Source organism: Rhizobium sp. CB2179 (assembly GCF_057653455.1).
Genome location: NZ_CM172781.1, coordinates 4,380,895 through 4,406,372, shown reverse-complemented (window position 1 = coordinate 4,406,372; position 25,478 = coordinate 4,380,895). Strand labels below are relative to the sequence as shown.

Sequence of the window (25,478 nt, the reverse complement as noted above, 5' to 3'; positions counted from 1 at the left end):
TCTCCACGCTGAAAAACACGGCGATTCGCGACGGCCAAAAGGGAACCCTTTTGGCCGTCGTCGCGTTTGCAAATCGGATAATAAGGAGAAACCCATGGCAAGCACGCCGACCCAAGCCATCGTCACGGGGCGCAGTTCCCTATCCGCAGCTGCGCCGGTGCGTGACACGAGGCTCGACGTCTTGCGCGGCGTGGCGCTGATCATGATCTTCATCAATCATGTTCCCGGACAGATCTTCGAATATGTGACGACGAAGAATTTTGGTTTCTCCGATGCCGCCGAAGCCTTCGTGCTGATCTCGGGCATTGCCGTCGGCCTTGCCTATGGGTCCCGCTTCCAGCCGGGCAACCGGCTGACGGTGGCGATCAAGGCGGTAAAGCGCGCCTTCACGCTCTATCTCGCCCATATGATCACCACCTTCATGACGCTGGCGCTCTTCATCTGCGGTGCCTGGCTGTTCCATCGGCCGGGCTTGCTGGTCGAGATTAATATCCTGGCGGTTCTGATGAACCTGAAGGAAGGCATTCCGGCGCTGCTCCTGCTCGGCCACCAGATCGGCTACAACAATATCCTGCCGATGTACGGGGCGCTGATGCTGATGGTGCCGATTATCCTGCTGTTGAATGCGCGCAGCCCTTGGCTGGCGCTCGGCGTCTCGGCTACGGTCTGGCTGCTTGCGGGCATCTATGAAGTGGCGCCGCACAACATGCTGATCGAGAGCTACTGGTTCCTCAATCCGCTCTCCTGGCAGTTCCTGTTTTCGATCGGTATCGTCTCGATGCTGCATATCAAGCGCGGCGGCACGATCCCGCAGCACCCGCTGCTGCTGACGGTCGCTGCCGGTTACGTCGTGCTGTCCTTCATCTGGGTGACCGGCCATCTCTGGATTTTCGGCAACTCGCTGGCAGCACTCGGCCTGCCGACTGTCATCACCGGTTTCGACAAGACCTTCCTGTCGCTGCCGCGGCTGCTGCACGTTCTGGCGCTGACCTACCTCGTTATCAGCATTCCCGCGCTCTCGCGTATCCTGCGCCGTCCTGTGGACCATCCGCTGACGATCCTCGGCCGCCATTCGCTGAACATCTTCGTCGCCGGCACGATCCTCGCCATGATCGGCCAGGTGGTGCTCTACATCACCAACAAGGACCAACTGGTCGGTCCGCTCTTCGTGATTGCAGGGATCGCGATACAATTCGCCTATGCCTATTATCTCGAGCGCAAACGTCAGCAGGGCAAGGTTAAGGGGAAACTCGTCACCGATACCGCCACCATCCCCGTTCCCGTCCGCATTGGCGGAACGGCAAATGCCTATCGCCAGAATGATCGGAAATAGGGCTGGGATTTTGCTCGACATGAAGGAGCCGGTGGCCGATGGCCGCCGGCTCAATTTTTATGCATGAGGATGTTCACCAACTTGCCGAAGGGATCTCGGACATAAAAGCGTCTGACGCCCCAAGGCTCATCGGCCGGGCCGTACTCGATCGGGAAGCCTGAAGCCGACATCGCCTCGAAAGCGTCATCGAGGTCATCAACCTCGATCGAGAGGTCCGGCACCTCCGTTCCGGAACCGCCTTCACTGGCGATGCTGAGCTGAATATTCATTGAGCGTGCGGCGCCGAACGTCGTGATCCAGCCGTGGTCCATGATGACGTCAAGACCGAGGATATCCTGATAGAAGCGCCGGGCCGGGGTGATATCCGCTGCCTGGATATTGGCAACGATGCGCAGGACCTTCATGGGTTTTCTCCCTATGCTCCGTTGACTGGCGAAGGATAGGGAAGATCGGCGGGGTGATCAATCATGTGGGTTGGAGCGGAGATGTTGTGCCGTGCACTACCCCCTCTGCCCTGCCGGGCATTTCCCCCGACAGGTGTACGGTCTTGATGCATACGTGACAGATGTTCGGAGACATGCCTGACACTTCCGCGATGATTTGTCGGGAGGTTCGGCATGGTTTGGCGGAGAGATGCGCGGCAGGGCGCGACGCCCGTCTCTCGGTTTTTCGAGAACGGTCTGAGGCTATGACTGCCTCGGCTTCCATCTTTGCGATCGTTGCGCGCAAGGCATTGCTGTCATAGGCTTTATCGCCCAGATGGCTTGAGCTGTCTGGTTATTGAGCTTGCGTGATGTCGCGACCTGGCCGGCCATCGTGATGAAGAGCAGGGGCGCTCGAGCGTATCGACCGGCATATGGGCCTTGGGCCGTCAGTCCACCTCTGGAACGCCCCAGCGCCTGATCCTTGGCCCCCCTTTTCCGCTCGCCGCCTGTTGATGGGCACCCACGATGGTGCTGTCGATCATTAAGTACTGATTGTCCCGGTCAGCAGTGAGGGCATCAAAGACCCGCTCCCATACGCCGGCATGGCACCAGCGACTGAACCGGCGATGGACCGTCTTCCACTTGCCATAGCGCTCCGGCAGGTCCCGCCAGTGCGCGCCTGAGCGCAGCACCCACAAACACCCGTTCACAAACAGCCGGTTATCTACCCCCGTCCGACCTGGATCGCTGGCCTTGCCTGGCAACAAAGGCGCAATTCTCGACCATTGCGCCTCGTTCAACTCGTATCGCTTCACGCCCCTCAAAGGCCTCCGTGCTGCACACGGTACCTTATGAATCAGTGATCAACCGATTTGGGAATCCTGAATGTCGATCGGTCCTCAGCCCCAGAGCAAACGAAAAGGCCAGAAGGAGTTACCCTTCCGGCCTTTATCTCGAACCCAAACCGATCAGGCGGCTTCGGTGGTATGGGCCTTGCGGACCTCTTCGTCCGTCAGGATGCCGCTGGCGCGCAGCAGGGCGGCGAAGCGGCCGTTGCTGTGGCTGAGTTCGTCGAAGCTGCCCTGTTCGACGACACGGCCGTCATCCAGGAAGAGCACCATATCGGCTTCGCGGACCGTCGACAGGCGGTGGGCGATGATGAAGGTGGTGCGGTTCTGGCGCAGATTGTCGATTGCGGCCTTGACGCGGTTTTCGGTTTCGACGTCGAGCGCCGAGGTCGCCTCGTCGAGCACCAGGATCGGCGCGTCCTTGAGGATGGCGCGGGCAATCGCGATGCGCTGGCGCTCGCCGCCGGAGAGCTTGTTGCCGCGTTCACCGACATGCGTATCGTAGCGATCCTCGCGGGTCTCGATGAAGTCGGCAGCGGCGGCGGCTTCGGCCGCACGGCGCATTTCCTCTTCACTGGCGCCCTCGCGGCCAAGGCGGATATTGTCACTGATCGAACGGTTCAGCAGGCCCGCATCCTGGAAGACGGTGGCGATGTGGCGACGCAGCGACTTGCGGGTCACCTTGGTAATATCGGTTCCGTCGACGAGAATCTTGCCGCCCTGGGCATCGTAGACACGCTGCAGCAGGTTGACGAGCGTCGTTTTGCCGGCGCCGGTCGGGCCGACGATCGCGACCGTCTGGCCTGCCTTCACCGAGAAGGAGACGTTGTGCAGGCCCTGTGAGCTGTTGCCGAAGCCGAAGGAGACGTCGCGGAATTCGATCGCACCCTTGACGTCCTTGATCTCGCCGTTGCCGGCCGGCTCTTCACGTTCACGTACCGAGTCTTCCAGCGCATAGAATTCCTCAAGCTTGGAACGGGCCTCGAAAATCTGCGTAGCGAACTGGCGCATCAGGTCGAGACGGCCGATCAACAGGTTGGCAAAGCCGATGAAGGCGATGACTTCGCCGACGCGCAGCTGGCCGGCCTGGACGAGCATGGTGCCGATGATCAGAACCACCATCATCGCGATGGTCGACGCCATGCGGTTCAGTGCGCCGGCGATCGCCCACCAGTCGAGCACCGGATACTGGGCTTCGAGCAGACGGTCGGCGAAGGATTTCAGCGCCCTGGTTTCGGCCTCGATGCGGTTGTAGCTGTGCAGGACAGAAACGTTGCTAATCGAGTCGCTGACATGCGAGAAGACGGTGTGATAATGGTTCTCGACCGAAGCCTGGCCGTCCTTGGTGCGGCTCATGACGACGCGGCCGATCAGCCAATAGGCGATGGCGAGCACCATGAGTACTGCGGAAAGGCGCAGATCCATCGACATTGCGGTCGGTATCAGAAGGGCAAGCGCGATGACCGTCGACAAGTGGTTGCGCATGAATTCCAGCCAGAGGCCGAACAGTGTCTCGCAGGCGCGCAGCAACGTATGCAGCGCGTTAGAGGTGCCGCGCTGATGATGCCAGCCGAGCGGCATGGAAATGATGCGGCCGAAGGCTTCCGTCAACAGCGTCGCTCGCCGGCCATGGGCCAGCCTGTCGGCCTCGCGGGCCACCAGAACGAAGGCAATGGTGTTGAAGACGGCGAAAGTCGCCCACATGAAGAGGATGGGCTTGACCTCACCCTTGCCCGAAATCGCATCGATGATGCGACCGAACAGGATCGGCTCCGCGATGGTGATCGTCGCAAGAACAATGTTTGCGACAACGACTAGGGATACGCGCAGCTTGTAGGCGCCAAGATAGCGCAGAGCCCTTGCATAGACCTTGAATAGCGTCACGTCGAACCTCTTGTGCATCTGCGAAAACGGGATGATGCGATGCTACAAAAGGCTACCTGAACGGGCGATTAACGGAGTATTCAGGGTTCGATCGATGTGATGATTGCCGCGATCATATTATGGCAGGATCCGACGAGTGGCCATGACGCCGAAATTGCCGCCTGACTATATCTCGCAACAATTTGCGCTTGCATTTTATTAAATGTTTAGCGCAGCATTAAATTACAGACTGCATTTATTGAATAAGACCGTTTCGCGACCAGTTTGACCAGCCGCCAGCGGCCTCATGCGGGCATCAGGTCCGGGCAAGGGGCATTTTTGTGAATATTAATTCGTTAATTCAATTGCTTGTAATTCTGGAAGAATGCTCAAATCCTGAAGCTGTCATCACCGAACTGGAGCAGATCCTCCGCGGTTGCGGCTTCGAATATTACGGCTTGCCGCACCATTTGCCGCAGAGCCCGCTGCAGCAGAATCCAGAGCCTTGGGCTGCGGCGCTTGCCGGCCGCTGGCCGGAACAATGGCCGCAAATATATGCCGCGAAAAAATATGCGCTGATCGATCCGATGGTGCGCTATCTCGCCCATGCGCAGCGGCCTTTCCGCTGGCGAGAGGCGATGGCGGCCTTCCGCAAGGACGCCTATCATCGGCGCATGGAGCAGATGATGGTCGATGCCTTCGGGCACGGGTTGGAGGACGGCTACATCTTTCCCATCCACGGACGCAGCGGCATTCTCGCCAGCCTTAGTCTCGCCGGCAAGCCGATTGAGCTGTCGCCGGTGGAAATCGCATTGCTGGAGGCGGTGGCGCGCAAGGCCTTCTGGCGGTTGCTCGATCTGAAAGGTGAGGCGCAGGCACTGGAAACCGTGCTGCCGGCCGATACGCCGCTGACACGGCGCGAGATGGAAATCCTGCATTATCTCGCCGAAGGCATGACTTCGATGGAGATTAGCAAGATGCTGAAGATCTCAAACCACACCGTCGACTGGTATATGAACGGCCTACAGGACAAGCTGAAGGCGAAAAACAGGCAGCATGCGGTGGCGCTTGCCTTCCGTCATGGCCTGATAAGGTAGAGAAACTCCGCTTCTCATCGAAGCGGAATTGCTCTGGTTTTTTATTTTTGCGCAACTCCGAACGGAAAACCGCTTCGCACTTTTCGCGGAGTTGCTCCAGCATGTCGAAAAATTGCATTTCGCAGTCGCAAGATAAATTGAACTTTCTGTGACAAGAAGTTAAGAATTTCCTTCGCGGGTGCAGCAATCCCGCGTCTGAACGTCTGAGGAGACCGTTTTGCCCATTTCCAAGATTCTCGTTGCCAATCGCTCTGAAATTGCCATCCGCGTGTTCCGCGCGGCCAACGAGCTTGGAATAAAAACCGTGGCGATCTGGGCGGAAGAGGACAAGCTGGCGCTGCACCGCTTCAAGGCGGACGAGAGCTACCAGGTCGGCCGCGGCCCGCATCTGTCCAAGGACATGGGCCCGATCGAGAGCTATCTGTCGATCGAGGAGGTGATCCGCGTTGCGAAACTCTCCGGCGCCGATGCCATCCATCCCGGCTACGGCCTGCTGTCGGAAAGCCCCGAATTCGTCGATGCCTGCAACAAGGCCGGCATCATCTTCATCGGCCCGAGGGCCGATACGATGCGCCAGCTTGGCAATAAGGTTGCGGCGCGCAACCTGGCGATCTCGGTCGGCGTTCCCGTGGTGCCGGCCACAGGGCCGCTGCCGGAGGACATGGCCGAAGTGGCGAAGATGGCGGAGGGGATCGGCTACCCCGTCATGCTGAAGGCCTCCTGGGGCGGCGGCGGGCGCGGCATGCGCGCGATCCGCGATCCAAAGGATCTCGCCCGCGAGGTGACGGAAGCCAAACGCGAGGCGATGGCGGCCTTCGGCAAGGACGAGGTCTATCTGGAAAAGCTCGTCGAGCGCGCCCGCCATGTCGAAAGCCAGGTTCTCGGCGATACGCACGGCAATGTCGTGCATCTCTTCGAGCGTGACTGCTCGATCCAGCGTCGCAACCAGAAGGTCGTCGAGCGCGCGCCAGCGCCCTATCTCTCGGAGGCGCAACGCCAGGAGCTCGCCGCCTATTCGCTGAAGATCGCGGCCGCGACCAATTATGTCGGCGCCGGTACCGTCGAGTATCTGATGGATGCCGATACCGGCAAATTTTACTTCATCGAAGTCAATCCGCGTATCCAGGTCGAGCATACGGTGACCGAAGTCGTCACCGGCATCGACATCGTCAAGGCGCAGATCCACATCCTCGACGGTTTTGCGATCGGCACGCCGGAATCGGGCGTGCCGCGCCAGGAGGATATCCGTCTCAACGGCCATGCGCTGCAGTGCCGCATCACCACGGAAGATCCGGAGCATAATTTCATTCCGGATTACGGCCGCATCACCGCCTATCGCTCGGCGTCCGGTTTCGGCATCCGCCTCGATGGCGGCACCTCCTATTCGGGTGCAATCATCACCCGCTTTTACGATCCGCTTCTCGTCAAGGTCACGGCATGGGCGCCCAATCCATCCGAAGCGATCGCCCGCATGGACCGGGCGCTGCGCGAATTCCGTATTCGCGGCGTGGCAACCAACCTGACCTTCCTCGAAGCGATCATCGGCCATCCGAAATTCCGGGATAACAGCTACACGACACGCTTCATCGACACGACGCCGGAACTCTTCCAGCAGGTCAAGCGCCAGGATCGCGCCACGAAGCTCCTGACCTATCTCGCCGATGTCACCGTCAATGGCCATCCCGAGGCCAAGGATAGGCCGAGGCCGCTGGAAAACGCTGCCGAGCCGGTGGTTCCCTACGCCAACGGCAATGCGGTCAAGGATGGTACAAAGCAGCTCCTCGACACGCTCGGCCCGAAGAAATTCGGCGAATGGATGCGCAACGAGAAGCGCGTGCTTTTGACCGACACGACGATGCGCGACGGCCACCAGTCGCTGCTCGCCACCCGCATGCGCACCTATGACATCGCCCGTATTGCCGACACCTATGCGCATGCGCTGCCGAACCTTCTGTCGCTCGAATGCTGGGGCGGCGCGACCTTTGACGTCTCCATGCGCTTTCTGACCGAGGATCCGTGGGAACGCCTGGCGCTGATCCGTGAGGGCGCCCCGAACCTTCTGCTGCAGATGCTGCTGCGCGGCGCCAACGGCGTCGGCTACACCAATTATCCCGATAATGTCGTCAAATATTTCGTCCGCCAGGCAGCCAGAGGCGGCATCGATCTGTTCCGCGTGTTCGATTGCCTGAACTGGGTGGAGAACATGCGCGTCTCGATGGATGCCATTGCCGAGGAGAACAAGCTCTGCGAGGCGGCAATCTGCTATACCGGCGATATCCTCAACTCGGCGCGTCCGAAATACGATCTGAAATACTACACCGATCTTGCAGTCGAGCTCGAGAAGGCAGGCGCGCATATCATCGCGCTCAAGGATATGGCGGGTCTTCTCAAACCTGCGGCTGCGAAGGTTCTGTTCAAGGCGCTGCGTGAGGCGACCAGCCTGCCGATCCATTTCCACACGCATGATACATCGGGTATTGCGGCCGCGACCGTTCTTGCCGCCGTCGATGCCGGCGTCGATGCCGTCGATGCGGCCATGGACGCACTTTCCGGCAATACCTCGCAGCCCTGTCTCGGTTCGATCGTCGAGGCGTTGCGCGGTACGGAGCGTGATCCGGGCCTCGATCCGGAATGGATCCGCCGTATCTCCTTCTATTGGGAAGCGGCGCGTAACCAATATGCCGCCTTCGAAAGCGATCTGAAGGGGCCGGCATCCGAAGTCTATCTGCACGAAATGCCGGGCGGCCAGTTCACCAACCTCAAGGAACAGGCCCGCTCGCTCGGCCTCGAGACCCGCTGGCATCGGGTGGCGCAGGCCTATGCCGACGCCAACCAGATGTTCGGCGATATCGTCAAGGTGACGCCGTCTTCCAAGGTCGTCGGCGACATGGCGCTGATGATGGTGTCCCAGGACCTGACGGTCGCCGACGTCGTCAGCCCCGACAAGGAAGTCTCCTTCCCAGAATCGGTGGTCTCGATGCTGAAGGGCGATCTCGGCCAGCCGCCGTCGGGATGGCCCGAAGCGCTGCAGAAGAAGGCGCTGAAGGGCGACAAGCCCTATACCGTGCGCCCCGGCTCGCTGCTCAAGGAGGCTAATCTCGATGCGGAGCGCAAAGTTATCGAGACGAAACTCGAGCGCGAGGTCAGCGACTTCGAATTTGCCTCCTACCTGATGTATCCGAAGGTCTTCACCGACTTCGCGCTCGCCTCCGATACCTACGGCCCGGTCTCGGTGCTGCCGACGCCCGCCTATTTCTACGGTCTCAAGGACGGCGAGGAACTGTTTGCCGATATCGAGCGCGGCAAGACGCTCGTCATCGTCAACCAGGCGATGAGCGCCACCGACAGCCAGGGCATGGTGACCATCTTCTTCGAGCTCAATGGCCAGCCGCGCCGCATCAAGGTGCCGGACCGGGCCCATGGGGCGACGGGTGCGGCCGTCCGCCGCAAGGCCGAACCGGGCAATGCCGTTCATGTCGGCGCGCCGATGCCGGGTGTCATCAGCCGTGTCTTCGTCTCGCCCGGCCAGGCCGTCAATGCCGGCGACGTGCTCGTCTCGATCGAGGCGATGAAGATGGAAACGGCGCTGCATGCGGAAAAGGATGGCACGATTTCCGAAGTGCTGGTACGGGCCGGCGATCAGATCGATGCCAAGGACCTGCTCGTCGTCTACGCAGGCTGAAGCGCTGCCATCCTTGGCAAAGGCGCCCATCGGCCGGCTTTTCGAGCGGGCTCCATTCACTCGATTGTGTACGATCGGCCTGTCAAAAAGCTGATTTTTCGAAGCCTTCGCGCCTTGCCCGGCGCGGAGGCTTTCTCATAAGCTTGCGCTCCCACCATCCGCCCCCAAGACCAATCAGGAAATGATATCAATGAGCAAGTTGAAGATTGCCGTTATCGTCGGCAGCACGCGTATTGGCCGTTTTTCCGAGCATCCGGCCAAGTGGATTGCCGCTATCGCCGCCGAACGGCAGGACATTGAGGTCGAGGTTCTCGACCTGCTCGACTACCCCATGCATTTTTTCGGTGAGCAGCGTGCCACGACCGCTGAAAGCGAAACGGCAGAGCGCTGGAAAAAGAAGCTGCGTGAATTCGATGGCTTCATTTTCACAGTTGCCGAGTACAATCACGCGCCGACTGCGGTTTTGAAGAACGCCATCGACCTCGGCGAGTTCATCCACAAGCCGGTCGGTTTCGTCGGTTACGGCGGCGTTGGCGGCGCACGTGCGGTCGAGCATCTTCGCCTGATCTTCGTGGAAATGGGGGCGGCTTCGGTGAAAACGGGCGTGCATATCGCGCTTGGCGAATATCTCGGCGTCCTCAAGGAAGGCAAGAGCCTCAGCGATTACGCCCATCTCAACGAAGCGGCGAAGAACCAGCTCGATCAGCTCATCTGGTGGGGTAATGCGCTGAAGGCGGCGCGTGCCGTCGTCACGGCCTCCTGATTGGAGTTCCAGCCATGCCGGGATCTTCGCATCCCGGCATTAGATCCGGATGATTTTAGGCCAGGTCGGCCTAAAAATCTGCATCCGGATCTAAATCAAAGAAATAGAGCATGATGTCGTCCGAAAACCGCTCACACTTTTCGGCATCATCTCTAGCTCAGATATCGTAAGTATGGGCGGCGTTGATCGTCGAGATGAAACGTTTGGTGCGTTCGCGCTCCGGCGCGCTGAAGATCGCTCTGGCGCTGCCCGTTTCCACGACGCTCCCGGCTTCCAGGAAAACCACGTCATTGGCGATCTTCGAGGCGAGCCGGAGATCGTGGGTCGCCATCACCATCGTCGTGCCTTCGCTGGCCAGCTTGCCGAGTACATCGACCACTTCGGCCGAAAGCTCGGGATCGAGGGCGGATGTCGGCTCGTCACAGAGAAGCACGCGCGGCGACGGCGCCAGCGCGCGGGCGATCGCGACGCGCTGCTGCTGGCCGCCCGACAGCGTCGAAGGCCATGCATCGGCCTTGTGGGTCATGCCGACCTTTGTCAGCAATTCCATCGCACGCTCGCGGGCCTTTTCCCTCGGCCATCGCAGTACCGTCACCAGGCCTTCCATGACATTCTCGATCGCGGTCTGATGCGGGAAGAGCTGGAAATTCTGGAAGACCATGCCGGTCTGGCGGCGGATCTTCTGGATCGCCGGCCAGCTCGTTCGTTTGCCCGGTGCAAAGGCCAGCTTCTCCTCTCCGAGGCGGATGGAGCCGGCGGTCGGAATTTCGAGTAGGTTGATGCAGCGCAGCAGTGTGCTCTTGCCGCCGCCCGAAGGCCCGACCAGCGCGGTGACGCTGCTTTCGGGAATACGGATGCTGATATCCTTGAGGATGACGGCGTCGCCGAAGCGCTTTTCGATGTTGGAAAGCTCGATCATGCATTTGCCTCCAGCATGCCGCCATAACGCGCGAAGCGGCGTTCCAGCCGCACCTGCAACTGCGAGAGGACGGAGCTCAGGACGAGATAGATCAGCGCCGCCTCGATATAGAGGATCAACGGCTCGTAGGTGGTGGCGACGATGCGCTGCGCCGCCTGGAAGAGCTCGGGCACGGTGATGGCGGCGGCAAGCGAGGTGTCTTTGACCAGCGAGATGAAGGTGTTCGACAAAGGCGGCACGGCGACGCGGGCGGCCTGCGGCAGGATGGTGCGGCTCATCGCCTGGCGCCAGCTCATGCCGATCGAATAGGCGGCTTCCCATTGGCCCTTCGGCACCGAAGAAATGACGGCGCGGATGATCTCGGAGCTGTAGGCGCCGATATTCAGCGTGAAGCCGATGAGGGCGGCCGGAAAGGCATCGAGCAGGATGCCGAGGCTCGGCAGGCCGTAGAAGATCACGAAGAGCTGCACCAGCAGCGGCGTGCCGCGGATGACCCAGACATAGAAGCGCGCGACGGCCGAAAGCGGCATCGGCCCGAAGAGCCGGGCGATTGCGGTGGCGAGCCCGAGGGCCAGGCCAAAGACGAAGGATAGCAGGGTCAGCGGAATGGTGAAGATCAGCCCCGCCCACAGGAGCGAGGGTAGCGATTCCGCCATCAGTTGGAGCCAGTGCGCCAAGGGAGTTGCCTCTCGTCAGTTGGGTCGTGATATCCGAAATACCCCTCCCCCACCCCTCCCCACAAGGGGGAGGGACTTATCCAGGTGCCGGCTCACACGAAATAGCGACCGAGCGGCAGGCCGAAACGTTTATTTGAAGATGAGACGGCCCGCCGGCTAAGCCCCTCCCCCTTGTGGGGAGGAGTTTGGGAAGGGACTTTTCTTCAGTTGAACTTACTTGGAAACATCCTGGCCGAAATACTTGTCGGCGATCTTCTTATAGGTGCCGTCGGCCTTGATATCGGCAAGCGCCTTGTTGATTTCGGCGAGAAGCTCCGGCTCGTTCTTGCGGATGATGACGCCGGAGTAATCGGCGTTTTCCTGCTCGGCCACGATCTTCACCGGCGCGTCCGGCTTGTGCTTCTTGAAATCGAGGAAGGAGAGGCTGTCGTTGATCGTGGCGTCGGCGCGCTTGGTCAGCACCAGCTGGATCGACTGATCGAAACCGTCGGTGCCGACGAGCTCGGCACCGGCTTCGGTTGCGAGCTTGCCGAAGTTGCTGGTCAGCGACTGGGCGGCCTTCTTGCCCTTCAGGTCGGCGAAAGACTTGATGCTGTCGTCGCCGTCGCGGGCGATCAGTACGGCCTTGGAGGCGATATAAGGCTCGGAGAAATCGTATTTCTGCTTGCGGGTTTCGGTGATGCCGACCTGGTTGATGACGGTATCGTAGCGCTTGGCATCGAGGCCGGCGATCAGGCCATCCCACTTGCCTTCGACGAACTCGGCTTTGACACCGAGCTTGGCGGCGATCGCTTCGCCGATCTCGACATCGAAGCCAACGAGCTTGCCGCTTTCGTCATGATAGGTGAAGGGCGCATAAGTGCCTTCGGTGCCGATCTTGAAGACGCCGGCCGATTTGATGGCGGCGAGGTTTTCACCGGCATGGGCAGGCAGGAGGGCCGCGGCTTGAATGAGGGCGGCGGCGGCGACGGTTTTCAACCAGTTCATTGTTTCATCCATCCTTGGGAGGTTGTTATCGGATGGGGATAGTTGGCAGAAAATTACGGCGCCGGAAGCGTAGAAAACTGCGAATAAAAGCAGCAACTGCAAATATTTTTCTCAAACGGCCGCTCGAACCATGAATCCCGCAGAATCAGGCATCAGGCGGTGATGCGCCGGCGCAGTTTTTCGCTGACGATGATGATCAATCCGGCGCCGAGGATCATCGCCGCGCCGACGACCACATTGTGCGTGGGGATGTCGGCCCAGATCAGATAGCCCAAGAGGAAGGCCCAGATGAGAGAGCTGTATTCGAATGGCGCAAGCACGGAGACGGGCGCCTGACGCATGCCCTCGAAAAGGGCGAACTGGGCGCAGCCGGCAACGATGCCGGTGGCGATGAGGAGCGCGAGCTGCGTCATATCGGGGGTCTGCCATGTCCAGATCACCGCAACGCCGGTCAGGGCAAGGAAAAAGACGTTGGAAACGGTGAGCTGGATAATCGTCTTCTCATGCAGCGAGGTCTTGCGCAGCAGCACCATGGCAGAGGCCCAGAGCACGGCCGCCTGCAGCGCCAGATAGACCGGCCAGGAGATGGTGAGGCCGACCGGATTGCAGGCGATGAGGACGCCGACGAAGCCGACGCCGACCGCCAGCCAACGCGCCGGCGTGACCTTCTCCTTCAGGATGAACCAGGCAAGCAAGGTGCCGACAACAGGTGCGGCGTAATAGAGCGTGGTCACTTCGGCAAGCTGCAGGCGGCTTGCGGCGGAATAGTAGGAAAGCCAGGCGCAGAGAAGAAGGATGCTGCGGGCAATCATCGGCTTGATGATCGGCGATGTCATCGTCTGGTGGACGAGCTTGCCGCGACCATAGGCGAGACAACCGACGAGGATGGTGAGACTGCGGAAAAACAGGATCTGCCAGACGGGAATGCTTGAAGCCAGGATCTTGATGATCGCGTCATGGAAGGTGAACGCCATATAGGCGAGGCTCGTGAGCAGGATGCCCAGGCTGACGGAGTTTTTCACGGGGAGAACGGACCAGGTGGCGGATATGCCGGCGGGAATCGGGAATGACCAATCGATATTCCCGCCTCCCGGGCCGGTCAATAGGGCATATTCGCTCTGGTGGTGGAGCTTTATTTCCGAACGTCAGAAAACGTGTGACCGTGCATATTGCCTGCATGATCGTAAGCGTTTATGCACGTTTTCGGTTTGTGAGGTCTCGATCCGGTAGGAACATGCAGGATTTTCTGTTGCGAGAGCGCCAAGGCGTGATTTCCGAGAGGCTGCGGCTGAATGGCCGCGTGCTGGCGACGGAGCTTGCGCTCGAATTCGGCGTCTCCGAGGATACGGTGCGGCGGGATCTGCGGGAGATGGCGGCGGCAGGGCTCTGTGAGCGGGTCTACGGCGGCGCATTGCCGGTCTCGCCGGCGCACGGAAGCCTGACGCAGCGCATCGGCTTTGCCGCTGACCGAAAACAGGCGCTGGCGCGCGCTGCGACAAAGCAGATTGCCGGCGGTTCGACTGTGTTCTTCGATGCCGGCAGCACCAATCTGGCGATTGCCCACGCATTACCGGTCGAACTTGTACTGACGGCTGCGACCAATGCGCCGGCGATTGCCGCAGCTCTGATCGACAAGCCTGCCGTCAACGTCATTCTGATCGGCGGGATGGTGGATCGGCAGACGGGCGGCTCGCTCGGCGCCAAGGCCTTGCGGGATATGGAGCAGATTTCGCCCGATCTCTGCATTCTCGGCGCCTGCGGCGTCGATCTCGAGGCCGGCATCACGGTGTTCGGCTTCGAGGATGCGGAGTTCAAGCGGTTTGCGACATCCAGGAGCAAAAGGGTGTTGGTGGCTGCAACCTCGGAGAAATTCGGCACCGCTGCCCCCCATAGCATCCTGCCGGTTGCGCATTGCGAATGCCTGGTCGTCGAGCACGATGCCGATCCGGCCATTCTCGCCCGTTACCGCGAGCGCGGATGCAGGACTGTTCTCGCCGAGAAAACGAACTGAGGCGACGTCATAGAGTTTAGGGAAACCGGGCCAAGCAAGCCCGGCAATGAGGAAAGACCGGAAATGGATAGTCATGTGAGTACGCCGGGAGCCCGGAGCGGCTTCATTACCAGAAGCAGAGCGGCGGTTTCCCTGCTCTTTCTCATGAACGGTTTTGTCGTCGGCTGCTGGGCGCCGAAGATCCCTGATTTTGCCGAGCGTCTGGCGCTGACCAAGTTCGAGCTTGGGCTGATGATCCTGGTTTTCGGCGTCGGCTCGCTGGTCATGATGCCGATCGCCGGTGCACAGATCGCCAAACACGGTTCGCGTATCGTCGTTCAGATACTGGCCGTCTGCGTGCTACCGTTGCTGTTGGCATTGACGCTGGCGCCAAATGTGCTGACTGGAGCGATCACGCTCTTCCTGTTCGGCGGCTTCATCGGTGCAATGGATGTGGCGATGAATGCCAATGCGGTCTCGGTCGAGAAATCCATGCGCCGCGCCATCATGTCGTCCTGCCACGCTTTCTGGAGCCTTGGCGGACTGATCGGCTCAGGTCTCGGCGGCATCGTGATCTCCAAGCTCGGTATTCTCGGCCATGCGCAACTGGCGACGGTGCTGGCGGCGATCTTCCTTGCCGTCGCCTGGCCGATGATCCTTGCGGATCCGCCGCATCCCGACGCCAAGAAGGAAAAGACGAAGCTGCCGATGGTGCCGCTGCCGTGGCTGCTCGGATTGATGGCGCTGTTCAGCATGGTGCCTGAAGGCGCTGTTCTCGACTGGGGCGCGCTCTATCTCCGGCAGGAAATGGGTGCATCCGTGGCGCTTTCCGGCCTTGGTTTCGCAGCCTTTTCGGCCACCATGGCAATCATGCGCTTTGCCGGCGACCTGGTGCGCGACCGCCTGGGCGGCGTCAAGACGCTACGCATCTGCACTTTGTTTGCCATTGTCGGCATGCTGCTTGCCGGCCTGGCGCCCAATGCCGAGCTTGCCATCCTGGGCTTTGCGTTTTGCGGTATCGGCATTTCCAACATGGTGCCGATCGCTTTCTCGGCGGCGGGCAATATTCCCGGACTCAAGCCCGGCATCGGCATCTCGGTGGTCACGACCATGGGCTATTCCGGCATGCTGGTTGCGCCATCGTTGATCGGCTTCGTCGCCGAGCATATCGGTTTTGCCGTCGTTTTCATGGCGCTGCCGGTGCTGCTCATCGTCGTTCTGCTGCTCTCCAACCTGGCCCATTATGCCGATGAGACCTCCGGAGGCGGTCACTGAGCCGCCTCCCAACAAAAGTGATATCAGGGGCGGTTGACAAGCAGCCGGCCTTGATCTACCTGAAAAGCACCGTTTCTAAAGCGCGTCGCAATCTTTCAGATTTGCTCCTCACGCTTTAGGTTTTTATTTTTCGCATGTCGTTATCGCAAAACCGCTGCACACTTTTGCGCGACATGCTTTAGGGGTGCAAGAACTCTCCATGTTGTCAGCCGCCGATTTTGATCCGAAACCGCGCCGCGCTTCCGTTGCCGTCGATGTCGGCGGCGTCATCGTCGGCGGCGGGGCGCCGGTCGTCGTGCAGTCCATGACGAACACCGATACGGCCGATATCGATTCCACCGTCGCGCAGGTCGCCGCTCTCCACCGGGCGGGCTCGGAACTGGTGCGCATTACCGTCGACCGCGACGAGAGTGCAGCCGCCGTGCCGAAGATCCGCGAGCGGCTTCTGCGCCTCGGCATGGACGTGCCCTTGATCGGCGACTTCCACTATATCGGCCACAAGCTGCTCGCCGATCATCCGGATTGCGCCGAAGCGCTGGCGAAATACCGCATCAACCCCGGCAATGTCGGCTTCAAGGACAAGAAGGACAAGCAGTTCGCCGAGATCATCGAGATGGCGATCCGCTATGACAAGCCGGTGCGCATCGGCGTCAACTGGGGCTCGCTCGATCAGGATCTGCTGACGGCGCTGATGGACCGGAACGCCGAAGCCGGATCGCCGCTTTCGGCCCGGCAGGTGACGCGCGAGGCGATCGTGCAGTCGGCGCTGCTTTCGGCAGCCCTTGCCGAAGAGATCGGCCTGCCGCGCAACCGCATCATCCTGTCGGCCAAGGTCAGCCAGGTGCAGGACCTGATCGCCGTCAATTCCATGCTTGCCGAACGCTCCAATCATGCGCTGCATCTCGGCCTGACCGAAGCCGGCATGGGCACCAAGGGCATCGTCGCCTCGTCTGCGGCGATGGGCTTCGTGCTGCAGCACGGCATCGGCGATACGATCCGCGTGTCGCTGACGCCGGAGCCGAACGGCGACCGCACGCGCGAAGTCCAGGTGGCGCAGGAAATCCTGCAGGTCATGGGCTTTCGCCAGTTCATACCCGTCGTTGCGGCCTGTCCGGGCTGTGGACGCACGACGTCGACGGTGTTCCAGGAACTTGCCCAGAATATCCAGAACGACATCCGCAAGAACATGCCTGTCTGGCGCGAGAAATATCCTGGGGTCGAGGCGCTGAACGTCGCCGTCATGGGCTGCATCGTCAACGGGCCGGGCGAAAGCAAACATGCCGATATCGGCATTTCGCTTCCGGGCACTGGCGAAACGCCGGCCGCCCCCGTCTTCATCGACGGCCGGAAGGCGCTGACTCTGCGCGGTGCCAATATCGCCGCCGATTTCGAGGCGCTGGTTGTCGACTATATCGAGAAGCGTTTCGGCCAACGGACGGCGGCGGAATGAGCGCCCGCAAGTTCGGATGAGCCGGTACTGGTCGCCTATCGTCAGTAAGCTTCGGCCCTATGTCGCGGGCGAGCAGCCCCGTATCGCGAACATGGTCAAGCTCAATATTAACGAGAGCCCTTACGGTCCGTCCCCGAAGGCGCTTGAGGCGATCCGGGATGCGGCGGACGATCGTCTGCGGCTCTATCCCGATCCGACTGCTGCGGAATTGCGCGAGACGATCGCGGCCCATTTCGGCCTGACCGCAGAAGAAATATTCGTCGGCAACGGCTCCGACGAGGTTCTCGCGCATACGTTCCAGGCGCTGCTGAAACACGAGCGGCCGCTTCTCTACCCCGATGTGACCTACGCCTTCTATTCGACCTATAGCCTGCTATACGGCGTCGAAGCGATCGAGGTGCCTGTTGACGATGGGTTTCGGATCGGGCTGGAAGATTACGACAGGCCCTGCGGCGCGATCATCATCCCCAATCCGAATGCGCCGACCGGCATCGGCTTGCCACTTGCCAGTATCGAAGCACTTCTTGCCGCCCATCCGGATGCGGTCGTTGTCATAGACGAGGCCTATATCGATTTCGGCGGCGAGAGCGCTGCCGGGCTCGTTTCAACCTATCCCAACCTACTGGTGATCCAGACCCTGTCGAAGTCCCGTTCGCTTGCCGGTCTGCGCATCGGCTTCGCGCTGGGGCAGCGGCCGCTGATTGAGGCGCTGGAGCGGGTCAAGGACAGTTTCAATTCCTATCCGCTCGATCGTCTGGCGCAGCTTGCCGCGACGGCGGCGATCAAGGACGAGGCGTGGTTTGAGACATGCCGGAGGAACATCATCGCCAGCCGCGAAAGCCTCGACTCTGAACTTGAAGTTTTGGGTTTCGAGGTCTTGCCGTCCCAGGCGAACTTCGTTTTCGCGAGGCACCAAAGCCGTTCCGGGGCAGCGCTTCAAGCCGCTCTGCGGGAGCGCGGCATTCTCGTCCGGCATTTCGCCAAACCGCGTATTTCGGACTTCCTGCGGATCAGCATCGGCACGGGCGAGGAGTGTGCCCGTCTGGTTTCCGCCTTCAAAGAAATACTGACAGCCTGACCTGCCGCTTCAGCTCTTCCGGTCGGCGATGAAATGCGCCGCAGCAATGAGGGTCGAGGCACGGGGGCCGTAGGGGGCAAGCAACGCCTCTGCATCGCGGACATGCTCGCGGAGCTGGGCTTCGGCCCATTCCATGCCGCGCAGGGCCACAAGCGTTCCCTTGCCGCGGGCCGCATCCTTGCCGGTCGCCTTGCCCATGGTCGCCGCATCCGAGGTCAGGTCGAGAATGTCGTCGGCCAGTTGGAAGGCAAGGCCGATCTTTTCGCCGAAGGCGCGCAGGCGACGGCGATCCTCCGGCCGGCTTGCCGCGATGACGGCGCCGGCTTCACAGGCGAAGCGGATCAGCGCGCCTGTTTTCATCGCCTGCAGGCGGATGATGCCGGCCTCGTCGGGGGCCTGCTTTTCCGCCGCGAGGTCGAGCGCCTGGCCGCCGGCCATGCCGCCGAGACCGGCTGCGCGGGCAAGGGCCAGCACCAGCGATGCCTTGCTCGTATCGGCAAGGGTCGTTTCCGGCGCGGCGATGATGTCGAAGGCGTAGGTCAGCAGGCTGTCGCCGGCGAGGATCGCCGTCGCTTCGTCGAACTTGATATGTACCGTTGGTTTGCCGCGGCGCAGGTCGTCATCGTCCATGGCCGGCAGATCGTCATGCACGAGGGAATAGCAGTGGACGCATTCGAGGGCGGCGCCGACGCGAAGTGCCGCCTCGGCGTCGCCGCCGAGCAGGGCTGCACTTTCGACGACGAGAAACGGGCGCAGCCGCTTGCCGCCGTTCAGCACGGCATAATGCATGGCATCGCGCAGCGTCTCGGGCCTGGCGATTTCATCGGAAAGGGCACTCGGTGAAAGCAATGCGTCGAGCAGCGCCTCGATGTCGCGGGCGTTGTTCTTCAGCCTCGTCTCGAAAGTGTCCCGGTTCGCGTCCATGGGCGCTGTTTGGCATGAGCGCCCCCGGGCTTGCAACGGAATTGTCGATGGCGGCAGCAAGATTCGCCGCGCACTCTGGCATAAGCTCTGCGCAGGCGTTATGAGAACGACAGGAGCGAAATCGGACTGGGGACATTGGATATAGCGCCGGAGAGAGAGGACAGCGTCGACATGCCGGCTCGTCGGCGATGGTTCGGAGACGGACGTGTGTTGAAACGCATTATTCTGGCCGTGCTGGTCTTGCTGATTCTTCCCTATGCGCTGATCTTTTTCTATCTGCTGCCTTTCATTCATCCCGTCTCGACGCTGATGCTGCGCGATCTCGTGCTGCTGCGGGGTTACGACAGGCAATGGGTGTCGCTTGATAACATTGCCCCGGTTGTGGTGCAGTCGGTGATGATGTCGGAGGACGGGCAATATTGCTTTCACGGCGGTGTCGACTGGGCGGAAATGCGCATGCTGGTCGAGGATACGCTGAAAGGTCAGGCGACACGTGGCGGCAGCACCATTCCGATGCAGACGGCGAAAAACCTCTTCCTCTGGAACGGCCGCTCCTTCGTGCGCAAGGCGCTGGAACTTCCGCTCGCGGTGAGCACGGATTTTGTCCTGTCGAAACGGCGGCTGATGGAAATCTATCTCAATATCGCCGAATGGGGTCCCGGCATCTACGGCATCGAGGCGGCGGCCCAGCATCATTTCAAGGTGCCGGCCTCGAAGCTGACGCGGCGCCAGGCATCGCTGCTGGCCGTCTCGCTGCCGAACCCCATCGACCGCAATGCCGGCAAGCCCGGACGAGGTCTTCGCCGGCTCGCCGGCGTGATCGAGAGACGCGCACAAGGTTCGGGCGATTACATCAGGTGCATCTATGATTGAGATCAGAACTTATCGTTAGAACAGGATCTCGTCCGAAAACCGCTCACACTTTTCGGTATCGTGCTCGAGACGTGGCAAGTGTCATCTGGCATTCTTGGTTCTGTCATATGGGCGAATGCAGTCCAACCAGAGCCCCCGAGTCGCCCATGACCATCACGACATTTTCGCCCGAGCTTCTCTTTTATTCGAAGAGGCACAATCCAACCCCGCCCGCCCATCTCGGCAGCCGTTATCGCAAGGTCGGCGGCTTTCTGCCGGAAGCCGGCAACACCATCGTTTGCCATATCGAGAAGGGTTCGCAAACGCAGGCGGTGCTGATCGAGGCGCGTGAGAAATATCTGGCGATGCCCGAAGCCCCGCAGTTCCTCTTCACGCCGATATCAAGCATTCACATGACACTTTTCGAAGGTGTCATCGAGACCAGGCGCCGCCAGGATTGCTGGCCGGGCGATCTACCTCTCGATACGCCGATCGACGACATGATAGCGCTGATGGCGGCCCTGCTCGAAGGTTTCTCGATGGCCGATCCCTTCAAGGTCGCCATCGTCGAAGCTCGCCCGTCGGGCCTGCTCGTCGACGGGGCGACGGAGAGAGACCGCAAGGTCATGCGCGCCTGGCGCAATGCGCTGGCCGAGCTTCTGGGCTATCGCCAGCCGAACCATGAGGACTATAAGTTCCACATGACCTTCGCCTATGCGATCGAACGGTTGGAAGACGAAGCCTTGCCGCGCTGGCAGGCAATGCTCGACAACGTCGCCGACGATGTCCGCCGCAAGGCCCCTGTTTTCGAGCTGACCCCGCCGGCATTCTGCGTGTTCGAGGACATGAACCATTTCCACGAATTGTTGATCTTCGATTTCGAGGCATGAACGGGAGAAGCCCATGGATAGACCGACGCTCTACATCGCCAACAAGAACTATTCTTCCTGGTCGTTCCGGCCGTGGATGGCGCTGACGGGCGCCGGCGTCGATTTCGAGGAAGTCCTGATCCCCTTCGACTATCCTGGTGGCAATCCCGATATAAAGGCGGTCTCACCGACCGGGCGAGTACCACTTCTGCAGCAAGGTGCATTGAAGATCTGGGAATCGCTGGCGATCATCGAATATGTCGCTGAGCTTTATCCGGACGCCGGCCTTCTGCCGAGGGATCGCGCCGAGCGGGCGCTCGCCCGTTCGGTTTCGATGGAAATGCTTTCGGGCTTCCGGGCGCTGCGCGGTGCCTGCCCGATGAATATCCGCCGGCAGAAGGGCAAGATCGCGTTGCCGGATGGTGTCGACGCCGATATCAGCCGCATCGAGACGATCTGGCGCGACCTCCTGCAGCAATCCGGCGGACCGTTTCTGTTTGGCGCGTTCAGCGGGGCGGATGCGATGTTTGCGCCTGTCGTCAACCGGTTCGAAATCTATGATCTCGTCAGCCAAAATGATACGCTGGCCTATATGGAGACCATGAAGGCGCATCCGGCCTGGCGGAAATGGGAAGAGGCGGCCCGCGCCGAGCCTTGGATCGTGCCGGAAGACGAAGTCTGAGCCTGGAATCATTGGCTTTGCAAAAAATACGCATGGGGACTGGTCAAGGTCACCCCTTGCATGTATAAGCGCGCCAAATTCCGAAATCGCGACATGTCCGTTTCGGCCGCCCGTGTGGCCGTGGGAATGTTTTGCCCGCAAGTGGAGTAAGAGAAATGGCTGTACCGAAGAGAAAAACAAGCCCGTCCAAGCGCGGTATGCGCCGTTCGGCAGACGCCCTGAAGGCTCCGACCTACGTCGAAGACAAGAATTCCGGCGAACTGCGCCGCCCGCATCATATCGATCTGAAGACTGGTATGTATCGCGGCCGCCAGGTTCTGACGCCGAAGGAAAGCGCATAATTTCCCGATCCGGCTTGTCCGATCGAAGTTTCAAGGCCGGCGTCACGCCGGCCTTTTGCATTTCGGCAATATAATATTTGCAATGACTTGCAGTGGGGCAGCGACTTACGGCAGTATTCTTTCGGCGCCGAGGAGATTTGCCGATGATAAATGCCATGCCCCTGATGATTATTCCGTTTATTCTCTACAATCTGGCGATGCTGGGCCTGATGGGCGATGGCGGCATTCCGGCACTGCAGCATGATATCATCGTGCTGTCGATGATCTCGGGCGCGATCTGGAGCATGGCGCTCGGCGACCTTTTTATCGTCATCGCACTTGTCGTGCTGTTCTTCGAAATCCTCAAAGCGACCAGAACCGGTCCCGGCAATCTCGTCAACCACATGCTGTCAATGCTGGTGTTCATCGCTTTCCTGGTCGAGTTTCTGCTCGTCCGGGATGCTGCGACGCAGGTCTTCTTCATTTTGATGACGATCGCTCTGATCGATGTCATCGGCGGTTTTGCCGTGTCGATCCGAAGCGCCGGGCGGGATGTCTCGATCGGACTATAGGTTGTCGAGTTTGTTCTGAAGGGCGCGGAGCTGTTCCTTCAGCTCGTCGATATCCTTGGCCTCGGCCTTGCGGCTTTCCTTGGCAGGCGGCGTCATGAAGGGCGAGAACATCTGCATCGCCTGCTGAAACAGTTCAGTGTTGCGGCGAACATGGTCCTCGACCATCTGCATCGGCAACTGCAGGTTCTTGCCGAGCGGCGTTTCGCCGAAGGCGCGGTTTACTTGCTCGCGCATCTGGACCTGTTGTTCCGTGAAGGAGCGCATCGAATGTTCGAGAAAGCTCGGCACGACCATCTGCATCTGATCGCCGTAATAGGTAATGAGCTGGCGCAGGAAGGAGATCGGAAGCAATGTGTTGCCGGTCTTCGATTCCTGTTCGAAGATGATCTGGGTCAGCACCGAATGGGTGATGTCATCTCCGCTTTTTGCATCTTGTACGTTAAATTCTTCGCCCTTCTTCACCATCTCCGCCAGGTCTTCCAGCGTCACGTAGGTGCTGGTGCCTGTGTTGTATAGGCGGCGATTGGCGTATTTCTTGATAACGATCTGACCCTCATGCTTCGCCATATCAGTCTCCTGAACCCCCGTCTGATTTATGGATATTCCTCCACTTGAGACTGTAAACGCAAAAGAAGGCCGGTGACAATCTCTTTGTGCGATGCGGCAAACCTTTAACAGAGCAGATGAATCGGGCTTCGACGGGCTTTACCTAAAATGACGGCGGCCGGTCTTCGCGTTTGACTTGTGCTCCAAGCTTTGCCAGTTTCCACTTATGTAAGTGAGACGAAAACGAGGAGCGTCCCCATGAGCAATCCATCCATCGTCATCGCCAGTGCAGGGCGAACAGCAGTCGGCGCCTTCAACGGTGCTTTCGCGACGGTCCTCGCGCATGAGCTCGGGGCGGCCGTCATCAAGGGCGCGCTTGAGCGTGCCGGCGTCGATGCCGGGGAGGTGGATGAGGTGATCCTTGGTCAGGTGCTTGCCGCCGGCGAGGGCCAGAACCCGGCCCGCCAGGCGGCGATGAAGGCCGGCATTCCGCAGGAAGCGACAGCCTGGGGCGTCAACCAGCTTTGCGGCTCGGGCTTGCGCGCGGTCGCGCTCGGCATGCAGCAGATCGCCACTGGCGATGCCAAGATCATCGTTGCCGGCGGCCAGGAGTCCATGTCGATGGCTCCGCATGCCGCGCATCTGCGCGGCGGCGTCAAGATGGGCGACATGAAGATGATCGACACGATGATCAAGGACGGCTTGACCGACGCTTTCCACGGCTACCACATGGGCATCACCGCCGAGAATGTTGCGCGCCAGTGGCAGCTTTCGCGCGACGACCAGGATCAGTTCGCGGTCAACTCGCAGAACAAGGCAGAGGCAGCGCAGAAGGCCGGTCGCTTTGTCGATGAGATCATCCCCTACGTCATCAAGACACGTAAGGGCGACGTTACGGTCGATGCCGACGAATATATCCGTCACGGCGCGACGATAGAGGCGATGGGGAAGCTGCGCCCGGCCTTCGACAAGGACGGCACGGTGACCGCCGCGAACGCATCCGGCCTCAACGACGGTGCCGCCGTGGCGGTGCTGATGAGCGAGGCGGAGGCAGTCCGGCGCGGCATCCAGCCGCTCGCTCGCATCGTTTCCTGGGCAACGGCGGGTGTCGATCCTCAGATCATGGGCACCGGACCGATCCCGGCTTCGCGCAAGGCGCTCGAGAAGGCCGGCTGGTCGGTGAACGATCTTGATCTCGTCGAAGCCAACGAGGCCTTCGCGGCGCAAGCCTGCGCCGTCACCAAGGATCTTGGATGGGATCCGTCGATCGTCAACGTCAACGGCGGGGCAATCGCGATCGGCCATCCGATTGGCGCCTCCGGCGCGCGCGTTCTCAACACCCTGTTGTTCGAAATGAAGCGCCGCGGCGCGAAGAAAGGTCTTGCCACGCTCTGCATCGGGGGTGGCATGGGTGTGGCCATGTGCTTTGAAGCGCTTTAAATAGCATACGATCCATGATTGAAGATCCCGCCACGCGGCGGGGCGAAAAACAAAAGGGGAGCGGAGCATGAGCAGAGTGGCTGTGGTCACTGGGGGTACACGCGGCATCGGCGCGGCAATATCCATGGCACTGAAAAATGCCGGATACAGGGTCGCGGCCAGCTATGCCGGCAACGACGAGAAGGCCAAAGCCTTCCATGATGTCACCGGCGTTCCGGTGTTCAAATGGGATGTTTCGGATTACCTCGCCTGCGGCGAGGGAATTGCCAGGATCGAAAGCGAGATCGGGCCTGTCGAAATCCTCGTCAACAATGCCGGCATCACGCGCGACGCGATGTTCCACAAGATGACGCAGCAGCAGTGGCACGAGGTGATCAATACCAACCTCACCGGCCTGTTCAACATGACGCATCAGGTCTGGACCGGTATGCGCGACCGCAGCTTCGGTCGTATCGTCAATATCTCGTCGATCAACGGGCAAAAGGGCCAGATGGGCCAGGTGAATTATTCGGCGGCCAAGGCGGGCGATCTCGGTTTTACCAAGGCGCTGGCTCAGGAGGGGGCGAACAAGAACATCACCGTCAACGCCATTTGCCCCGGTTACATCGGAACGGAAATGGTGCTTGCCGTGCCGGAGAAGGTGCTGAACGAACGTATCATTCCGCAGATCCCCGTCGGTCGGCTCGGCGAACCGGAAGAGATCGCGCGCTGCGTCACCTTCCTCGTCTCCGACGATGCCGGCTTCATCACCGGTTCGACGCTGACGGCCAATGGCGGACAGTTCTTCGCCTAGGCATTTCTGTTTTCACATCGACAGTAGGAATTTAGATTCAAAGCGATGGCGCGTCCGGCAGGATCGCGCCATCGCTGTTTATGGCGTGTCTTC

At 60.4% G+C, this 25,478-nt stretch carries 24 protein-coding genes; 15 read left to right on the top strand and 9 right to left on the bottom strand.

Annotated elements, in window-relative coordinates; genetic code table 11:
- The first annotated feature begins 94 nt into the window (after nt 1–94).
- Nucleotides 95–1,333, top strand: coding sequence for an OpgC family protein (locus AC244Q_RS21675; RefSeq protein ID WP_113546714.1), 1,239 nt, complete (start codon nt 95–97; stop codon nt 1,331–1,333).
- A gap of 50 nt (nt 1,334–1,383) precedes the next feature.
- Here the strand turns inward: AC244Q_RS21675 and AC244Q_RS21670 are convergent, their stop codons facing one another.
- The 3 genes from AC244Q_RS21670 to AC244Q_RS21660 all read right to left on the bottom strand — a co-directional run bounded on the left by AC244Q_RS21670 (nt 1,384) and on the right by AC244Q_RS21660 (nt 4,490).
- Nucleotides 1,384–1,737: a VOC family protein gene (locus AC244Q_RS21670; protein ID WP_012759457.1), complete on the bottom strand. Its 354-nt coding sequence runs from the start codon at nt 1,735–1,737 to the stop codon at nt 1,384–1,386.
- 467 nt (nt 1,738–2,204) lie between these two features.
- Nucleotides 2,205–2,573 (bottom strand): IS5 family transposase, encoded by a 369-nt coding sequence (locus tag AC244Q_RS21665; RefSeq protein ID WP_162770428.1) that lies wholly within the window; start codon nt 2,571–2,573, stop codon nt 2,205–2,207.
- Between the two features lie 153 nt (nt 2,574–2,726).
- Complete coding sequence (locus tag AC244Q_RS21660; RefSeq protein ID WP_012759455.1) at nt 2,727–4,490, bottom strand: glucan ABC transporter ATP-binding protein/ permease; 1,764 nt, start codon at nt 4,488–4,490, stop codon at nt 2,727–2,729.
- Nucleotides 4,491–4,810: 320 nt separating this feature from the next.
- Between AC244Q_RS21660 and AC244Q_RS21655 the strand changes: the two genes are divergently transcribed.
- From AC244Q_RS21655 to AC244Q_RS21645, 3 genes are all read left to right on the top strand, one after another.
- A complete protein-coding gene (locus AC244Q_RS21655) occupies nt 4,811–5,566 on the top strand; it encodes a helix-turn-helix transcriptional regulator (RefSeq protein WP_017995520.1) in 756 nt (251 codons plus the stop codon).
- 217 nt (nt 5,567–5,783) lie between these two features.
- Entirely contained in the window at nt 5,784–9,248 is a 3,465-nt protein-coding gene (pyc, locus tag AC244Q_RS21650) for a pyruvate carboxylase (protein WP_017995519.1), read from the top strand.
- Nucleotides 9,249–9,438: 190 nt separating this feature from the next.
- A complete protein-coding gene (locus AC244Q_RS21645) occupies nt 9,439–10,011 on the top strand; it encodes an NADPH-dependent FMN reductase (protein WP_012759452.1) in 573 nt (190 codons plus the stop codon).
- 157 nt (nt 10,012–10,168) lie between these two features.
- On the opposite strand, the gene AC244Q_RS21640 is transcribed toward AC244Q_RS21645, so the two are convergent.
- From AC244Q_RS21640 to AC244Q_RS21625, 4 genes are all read right to left on the bottom strand, one after another.
- A complete protein-coding gene (locus tag AC244Q_RS21640) occupies nt 10,169–10,930 on the bottom strand; it encodes an amino acid ABC transporter ATP-binding protein (RefSeq protein WP_017995517.1) in 762 nt (253 codons plus the stop codon).
- Entirely contained in the window at nt 10,927–11,607 is a 681-nt protein-coding gene (locus AC244Q_RS21635) for an amino acid ABC transporter permease (protein ID WP_012759450.1), read from the bottom strand. The genes AC244Q_RS21640 and AC244Q_RS21635 overlap by 4 nt, the downstream gene beginning before the upstream one ends.
- Before the next feature lie 213 nt (nt 11,608–11,820).
- Entirely contained in the window at nt 11,821–12,594 is a 774-nt protein-coding gene (locus AC244Q_RS21630) for an amino acid ABC transporter substrate-binding protein (protein WP_017995516.1), read from the bottom strand.
- 152 nt (nt 12,595–12,746) lie between these two features.
- Nucleotides 12,747–13,697, bottom strand: coding sequence for a DMT family transporter (locus tag AC244Q_RS21625; RefSeq protein ID WP_206641107.1), 951 nt, complete (start codon nt 13,695–13,697; stop codon nt 12,747–12,749).
- A gap of 131 nt (nt 13,698–13,828) precedes the next feature.
- On the opposite strand from AC244Q_RS21625, the gene AC244Q_RS21620 reads away from it, so the two are divergent.
- From AC244Q_RS21620 to hisC, 4 genes are all read left to right on the top strand, one after another.
- Entirely contained in the window at nt 13,829–14,605 is a 777-nt protein-coding gene (locus tag AC244Q_RS21620; RefSeq protein ID WP_128407305.1) for a DeoR/GlpR family DNA-binding transcription regulator, read from the top strand.
- A 63-nt stretch (nt 14,606–14,668) separates the two neighbouring features.
- Nucleotides 14,669–15,859, top strand: coding sequence for an MFS transporter (locus AC244Q_RS21615; RefSeq protein ID WP_017995513.1), 1,191 nt, complete (start codon nt 14,669–14,671; stop codon nt 15,857–15,859).
- Between the two features lie 199 nt (nt 15,860–16,058).
- A complete protein-coding gene (gene ispG / locus AC244Q_RS21610; RefSeq protein ID WP_012759445.1) occupies nt 16,059–17,309 on the top strand; it encodes a flavodoxin-dependent (E)-4-hydroxy-3-methylbut-2-enyl-diphosphate synthase in 1,251 nt (416 codons plus the stop codon).
- A 16-nt stretch (nt 17,310–17,325) separates the two neighbouring features.
- The gene (gene hisC, locus AC244Q_RS21605; RefSeq protein ID WP_128407304.1) at nt 17,326–18,387 is read left to right on the top strand and encodes a histidinol-phosphate transaminase; all 1,062 of its coding nucleotides are present in this window, start codon (nt 17,326–17,328) and stop codon (nt 18,385–18,387) included.
- Between the two features lie 9 nt (nt 18,388–18,396).
- Here hisC and AC244Q_RS21600 read toward each other — a convergent pair whose 3' ends face one another.
- The gene (locus AC244Q_RS21600; RefSeq protein WP_012759443.1) at nt 18,397–19,311 is read right to left on the bottom strand and encodes a polyprenyl synthetase family protein; all 915 of its coding nucleotides are present in this window, start codon (nt 19,309–19,311) and stop codon (nt 18,397–18,399) included.
- A 135-nt stretch (nt 19,312–19,446) separates the two neighbouring features.
- On the opposite strand from AC244Q_RS21600, the gene mtgA reads away from it, so the two are divergent.
- From mtgA to AC244Q_RS21575, 5 genes are all read left to right on the top strand, one after another.
- A complete protein-coding gene (gene mtgA / locus AC244Q_RS21595) occupies nt 19,447–20,184 on the top strand; it encodes a monofunctional biosynthetic peptidoglycan transglycosylase (protein WP_033181950.1) in 738 nt (245 codons plus the stop codon).
- A gap of 146 nt (nt 20,185–20,330) precedes the next feature.
- A complete protein-coding gene (locus AC244Q_RS21590; RefSeq protein ID WP_017995508.1) occupies nt 20,331–21,053 on the top strand; it encodes a DUF1868 domain-containing protein in 723 nt (240 codons plus the stop codon).
- Nucleotides 21,054–21,066: 13 nt separating this feature from the next.
- A complete protein-coding gene (locus tag AC244Q_RS21585; RefSeq protein WP_128407303.1) occupies nt 21,067–21,714 on the top strand; it encodes a glutathione S-transferase family protein in 648 nt (215 codons plus the stop codon).
- Between the two features lie 155 nt (nt 21,715–21,869).
- Nucleotides 21,870–22,055, top strand: coding sequence for a 50S ribosomal protein L32 (rpmF, locus tag AC244Q_RS21580; RefSeq protein WP_003543812.1), 186 nt, complete (start codon nt 21,870–21,872; stop codon nt 22,053–22,055).
- 143 nt (nt 22,056–22,198) lie between these two features.
- Nucleotides 22,199–22,606 carry a hypothetical protein gene (locus AC244Q_RS21575; RefSeq protein WP_026157508.1) on the top strand — a complete coding sequence of 136 codons (408 nt, stop codon included), beginning with the start codon at nt 22,199–22,201 and terminating at the stop codon, nt 22,604–22,606.
- Here the strand turns inward: AC244Q_RS21575 and phaR are convergent.
- Nucleotides 22,601–23,173 (bottom strand): polyhydroxyalkanoate synthesis repressor PhaR, encoded by a 573-nt coding sequence (gene phaR, locus AC244Q_RS21570; RefSeq protein ID WP_033181948.1) that lies wholly within the window; start codon nt 23,171–23,173, stop codon nt 22,601–22,603. The genes AC244Q_RS21575 and phaR overlap by 6 nt on opposite strands.
- A gap of 237 nt (nt 23,174–23,410) precedes the next feature.
- Here phaR and AC244Q_RS21565 point away from each other — a divergent pair, with 237 nt between their 5' ends.
- Together AC244Q_RS21565 and phbB are read left to right on the top strand one after the other, a co-directional pair.
- Nucleotides 23,411–24,592, top strand: coding sequence for an acetyl-CoA C-acetyltransferase (locus tag AC244Q_RS21565; protein ID WP_128407302.1), 1,182 nt, complete (start codon nt 23,411–23,413; stop codon nt 24,590–24,592).
- 67 nt (nt 24,593–24,659) lie between these two features.
- On the top strand, nt 24,660–25,385 hold the full coding sequence (gene phbB / locus AC244Q_RS21560; protein ID WP_128407301.1) for a beta-ketoacyl-ACP reductase: 726 nt from the start codon (nt 24,660–24,662) through the stop codon (nt 25,383–25,385).
- Nucleotides 25,386–25,478 lie beyond the last annotated feature (93 nt).

What these genes read in the sequence shown, in the direction of transcription:
- AC244Q_RS21645 (WP_012759452.1), top strand. Translation starts at nt 9,439, where the DNA reads ATGAGCAAGTTGAAGATTGCCGTTATCGTCGGCAGCACGCGTATTGGC.
- AC244Q_RS21615 (WP_017995513.1), top strand. Translation starts at nt 14,669, where the DNA reads ATGGATAGTCATGTGAGTACGCCGGGAGCCCGGAGCGGCTTCATTACC.
- AC244Q_RS21630 (WP_017995516.1), bottom strand. Translation starts at nt 12,594, where the DNA reads ATGAACTGGTTGAAAACCGTCGCCGCCGCCGCCCTCATTCAAGCCGCG.
- phaR (WP_033181948.1), bottom strand. Translation starts at nt 23,173, where the DNA reads ATGGCGAAGCATGAGGGTCAGATCGTTATCAAGAAATACGCCAATCGC.
- hisC (WP_128407304.1), top strand. Translation starts at nt 17,326, where the DNA reads ATGAGCCGGTACTGGTCGCCTATCGTCAGTAAGCTTCGGCCCTATGTC.
- AC244Q_RS21585 (WP_128407303.1), top strand. Translation starts at nt 21,067, where the DNA reads ATGGATAGACCGACGCTCTACATCGCCAACAAGAACTATTCTTCCTGG.
- AC244Q_RS21675 (WP_113546714.1), top strand. Translation starts at nt 95, where the DNA reads ATGGCAAGCACGCCGACCCAAGCCATCGTCACGGGGCGCAGTTCCCTA.
- ispG (WP_012759445.1), top strand. Translation starts at nt 16,059, where the DNA reads ATGTTGTCAGCCGCCGATTTTGATCCGAAACCGCGCCGCGCTTCCGTT.
- AC244Q_RS21575 (WP_026157508.1), top strand. Translation starts at nt 22,199, where the DNA reads ATGATAAATGCCATGCCCCTGATGATTATTCCGTTTATTCTCTACAAT.
- rpmF (WP_003543812.1), top strand. Translation starts at nt 21,870, where the DNA reads ATGGCTGTACCGAAGAGAAAAACAAGCCCGTCCAAGCGCGGTATGCGC.
- AC244Q_RS21600 (WP_012759443.1), bottom strand. Translation starts at nt 19,311, where the DNA reads ATGGACGCGAACCGGGACACTTTCGAGACGAGGCTGAAGAACAACGCC.
- AC244Q_RS21620 (WP_128407305.1), top strand. Translation starts at nt 13,829, where the DNA reads ATGCAGGATTTTCTGTTGCGAGAGCGCCAAGGCGTGATTTCCGAGAGG.
- AC244Q_RS21670 (WP_012759457.1), bottom strand. Translation starts at nt 1,737, where the DNA reads ATGAAGGTCCTGCGCATCGTTGCCAATATCCAGGCAGCGGATATCACC.
- AC244Q_RS21590 (WP_017995508.1), top strand. Translation starts at nt 20,331, where the DNA reads ATGACCATCACGACATTTTCGCCCGAGCTTCTCTTTTATTCGAAGAGG.
- AC244Q_RS21640 (WP_017995517.1), bottom strand. Translation starts at nt 10,930, where the DNA reads ATGATCGAGCTTTCCAACATCGAAAAGCGCTTCGGCGACGCCGTCATC.
- AC244Q_RS21565 (WP_128407302.1), top strand. Translation starts at nt 23,411, where the DNA reads ATGAGCAATCCATCCATCGTCATCGCCAGTGCAGGGCGAACAGCAGTC.
- phbB (WP_128407301.1), top strand. Translation starts at nt 24,660, where the DNA reads ATGAGCAGAGTGGCTGTGGTCACTGGGGGTACACGCGGCATCGGCGCG.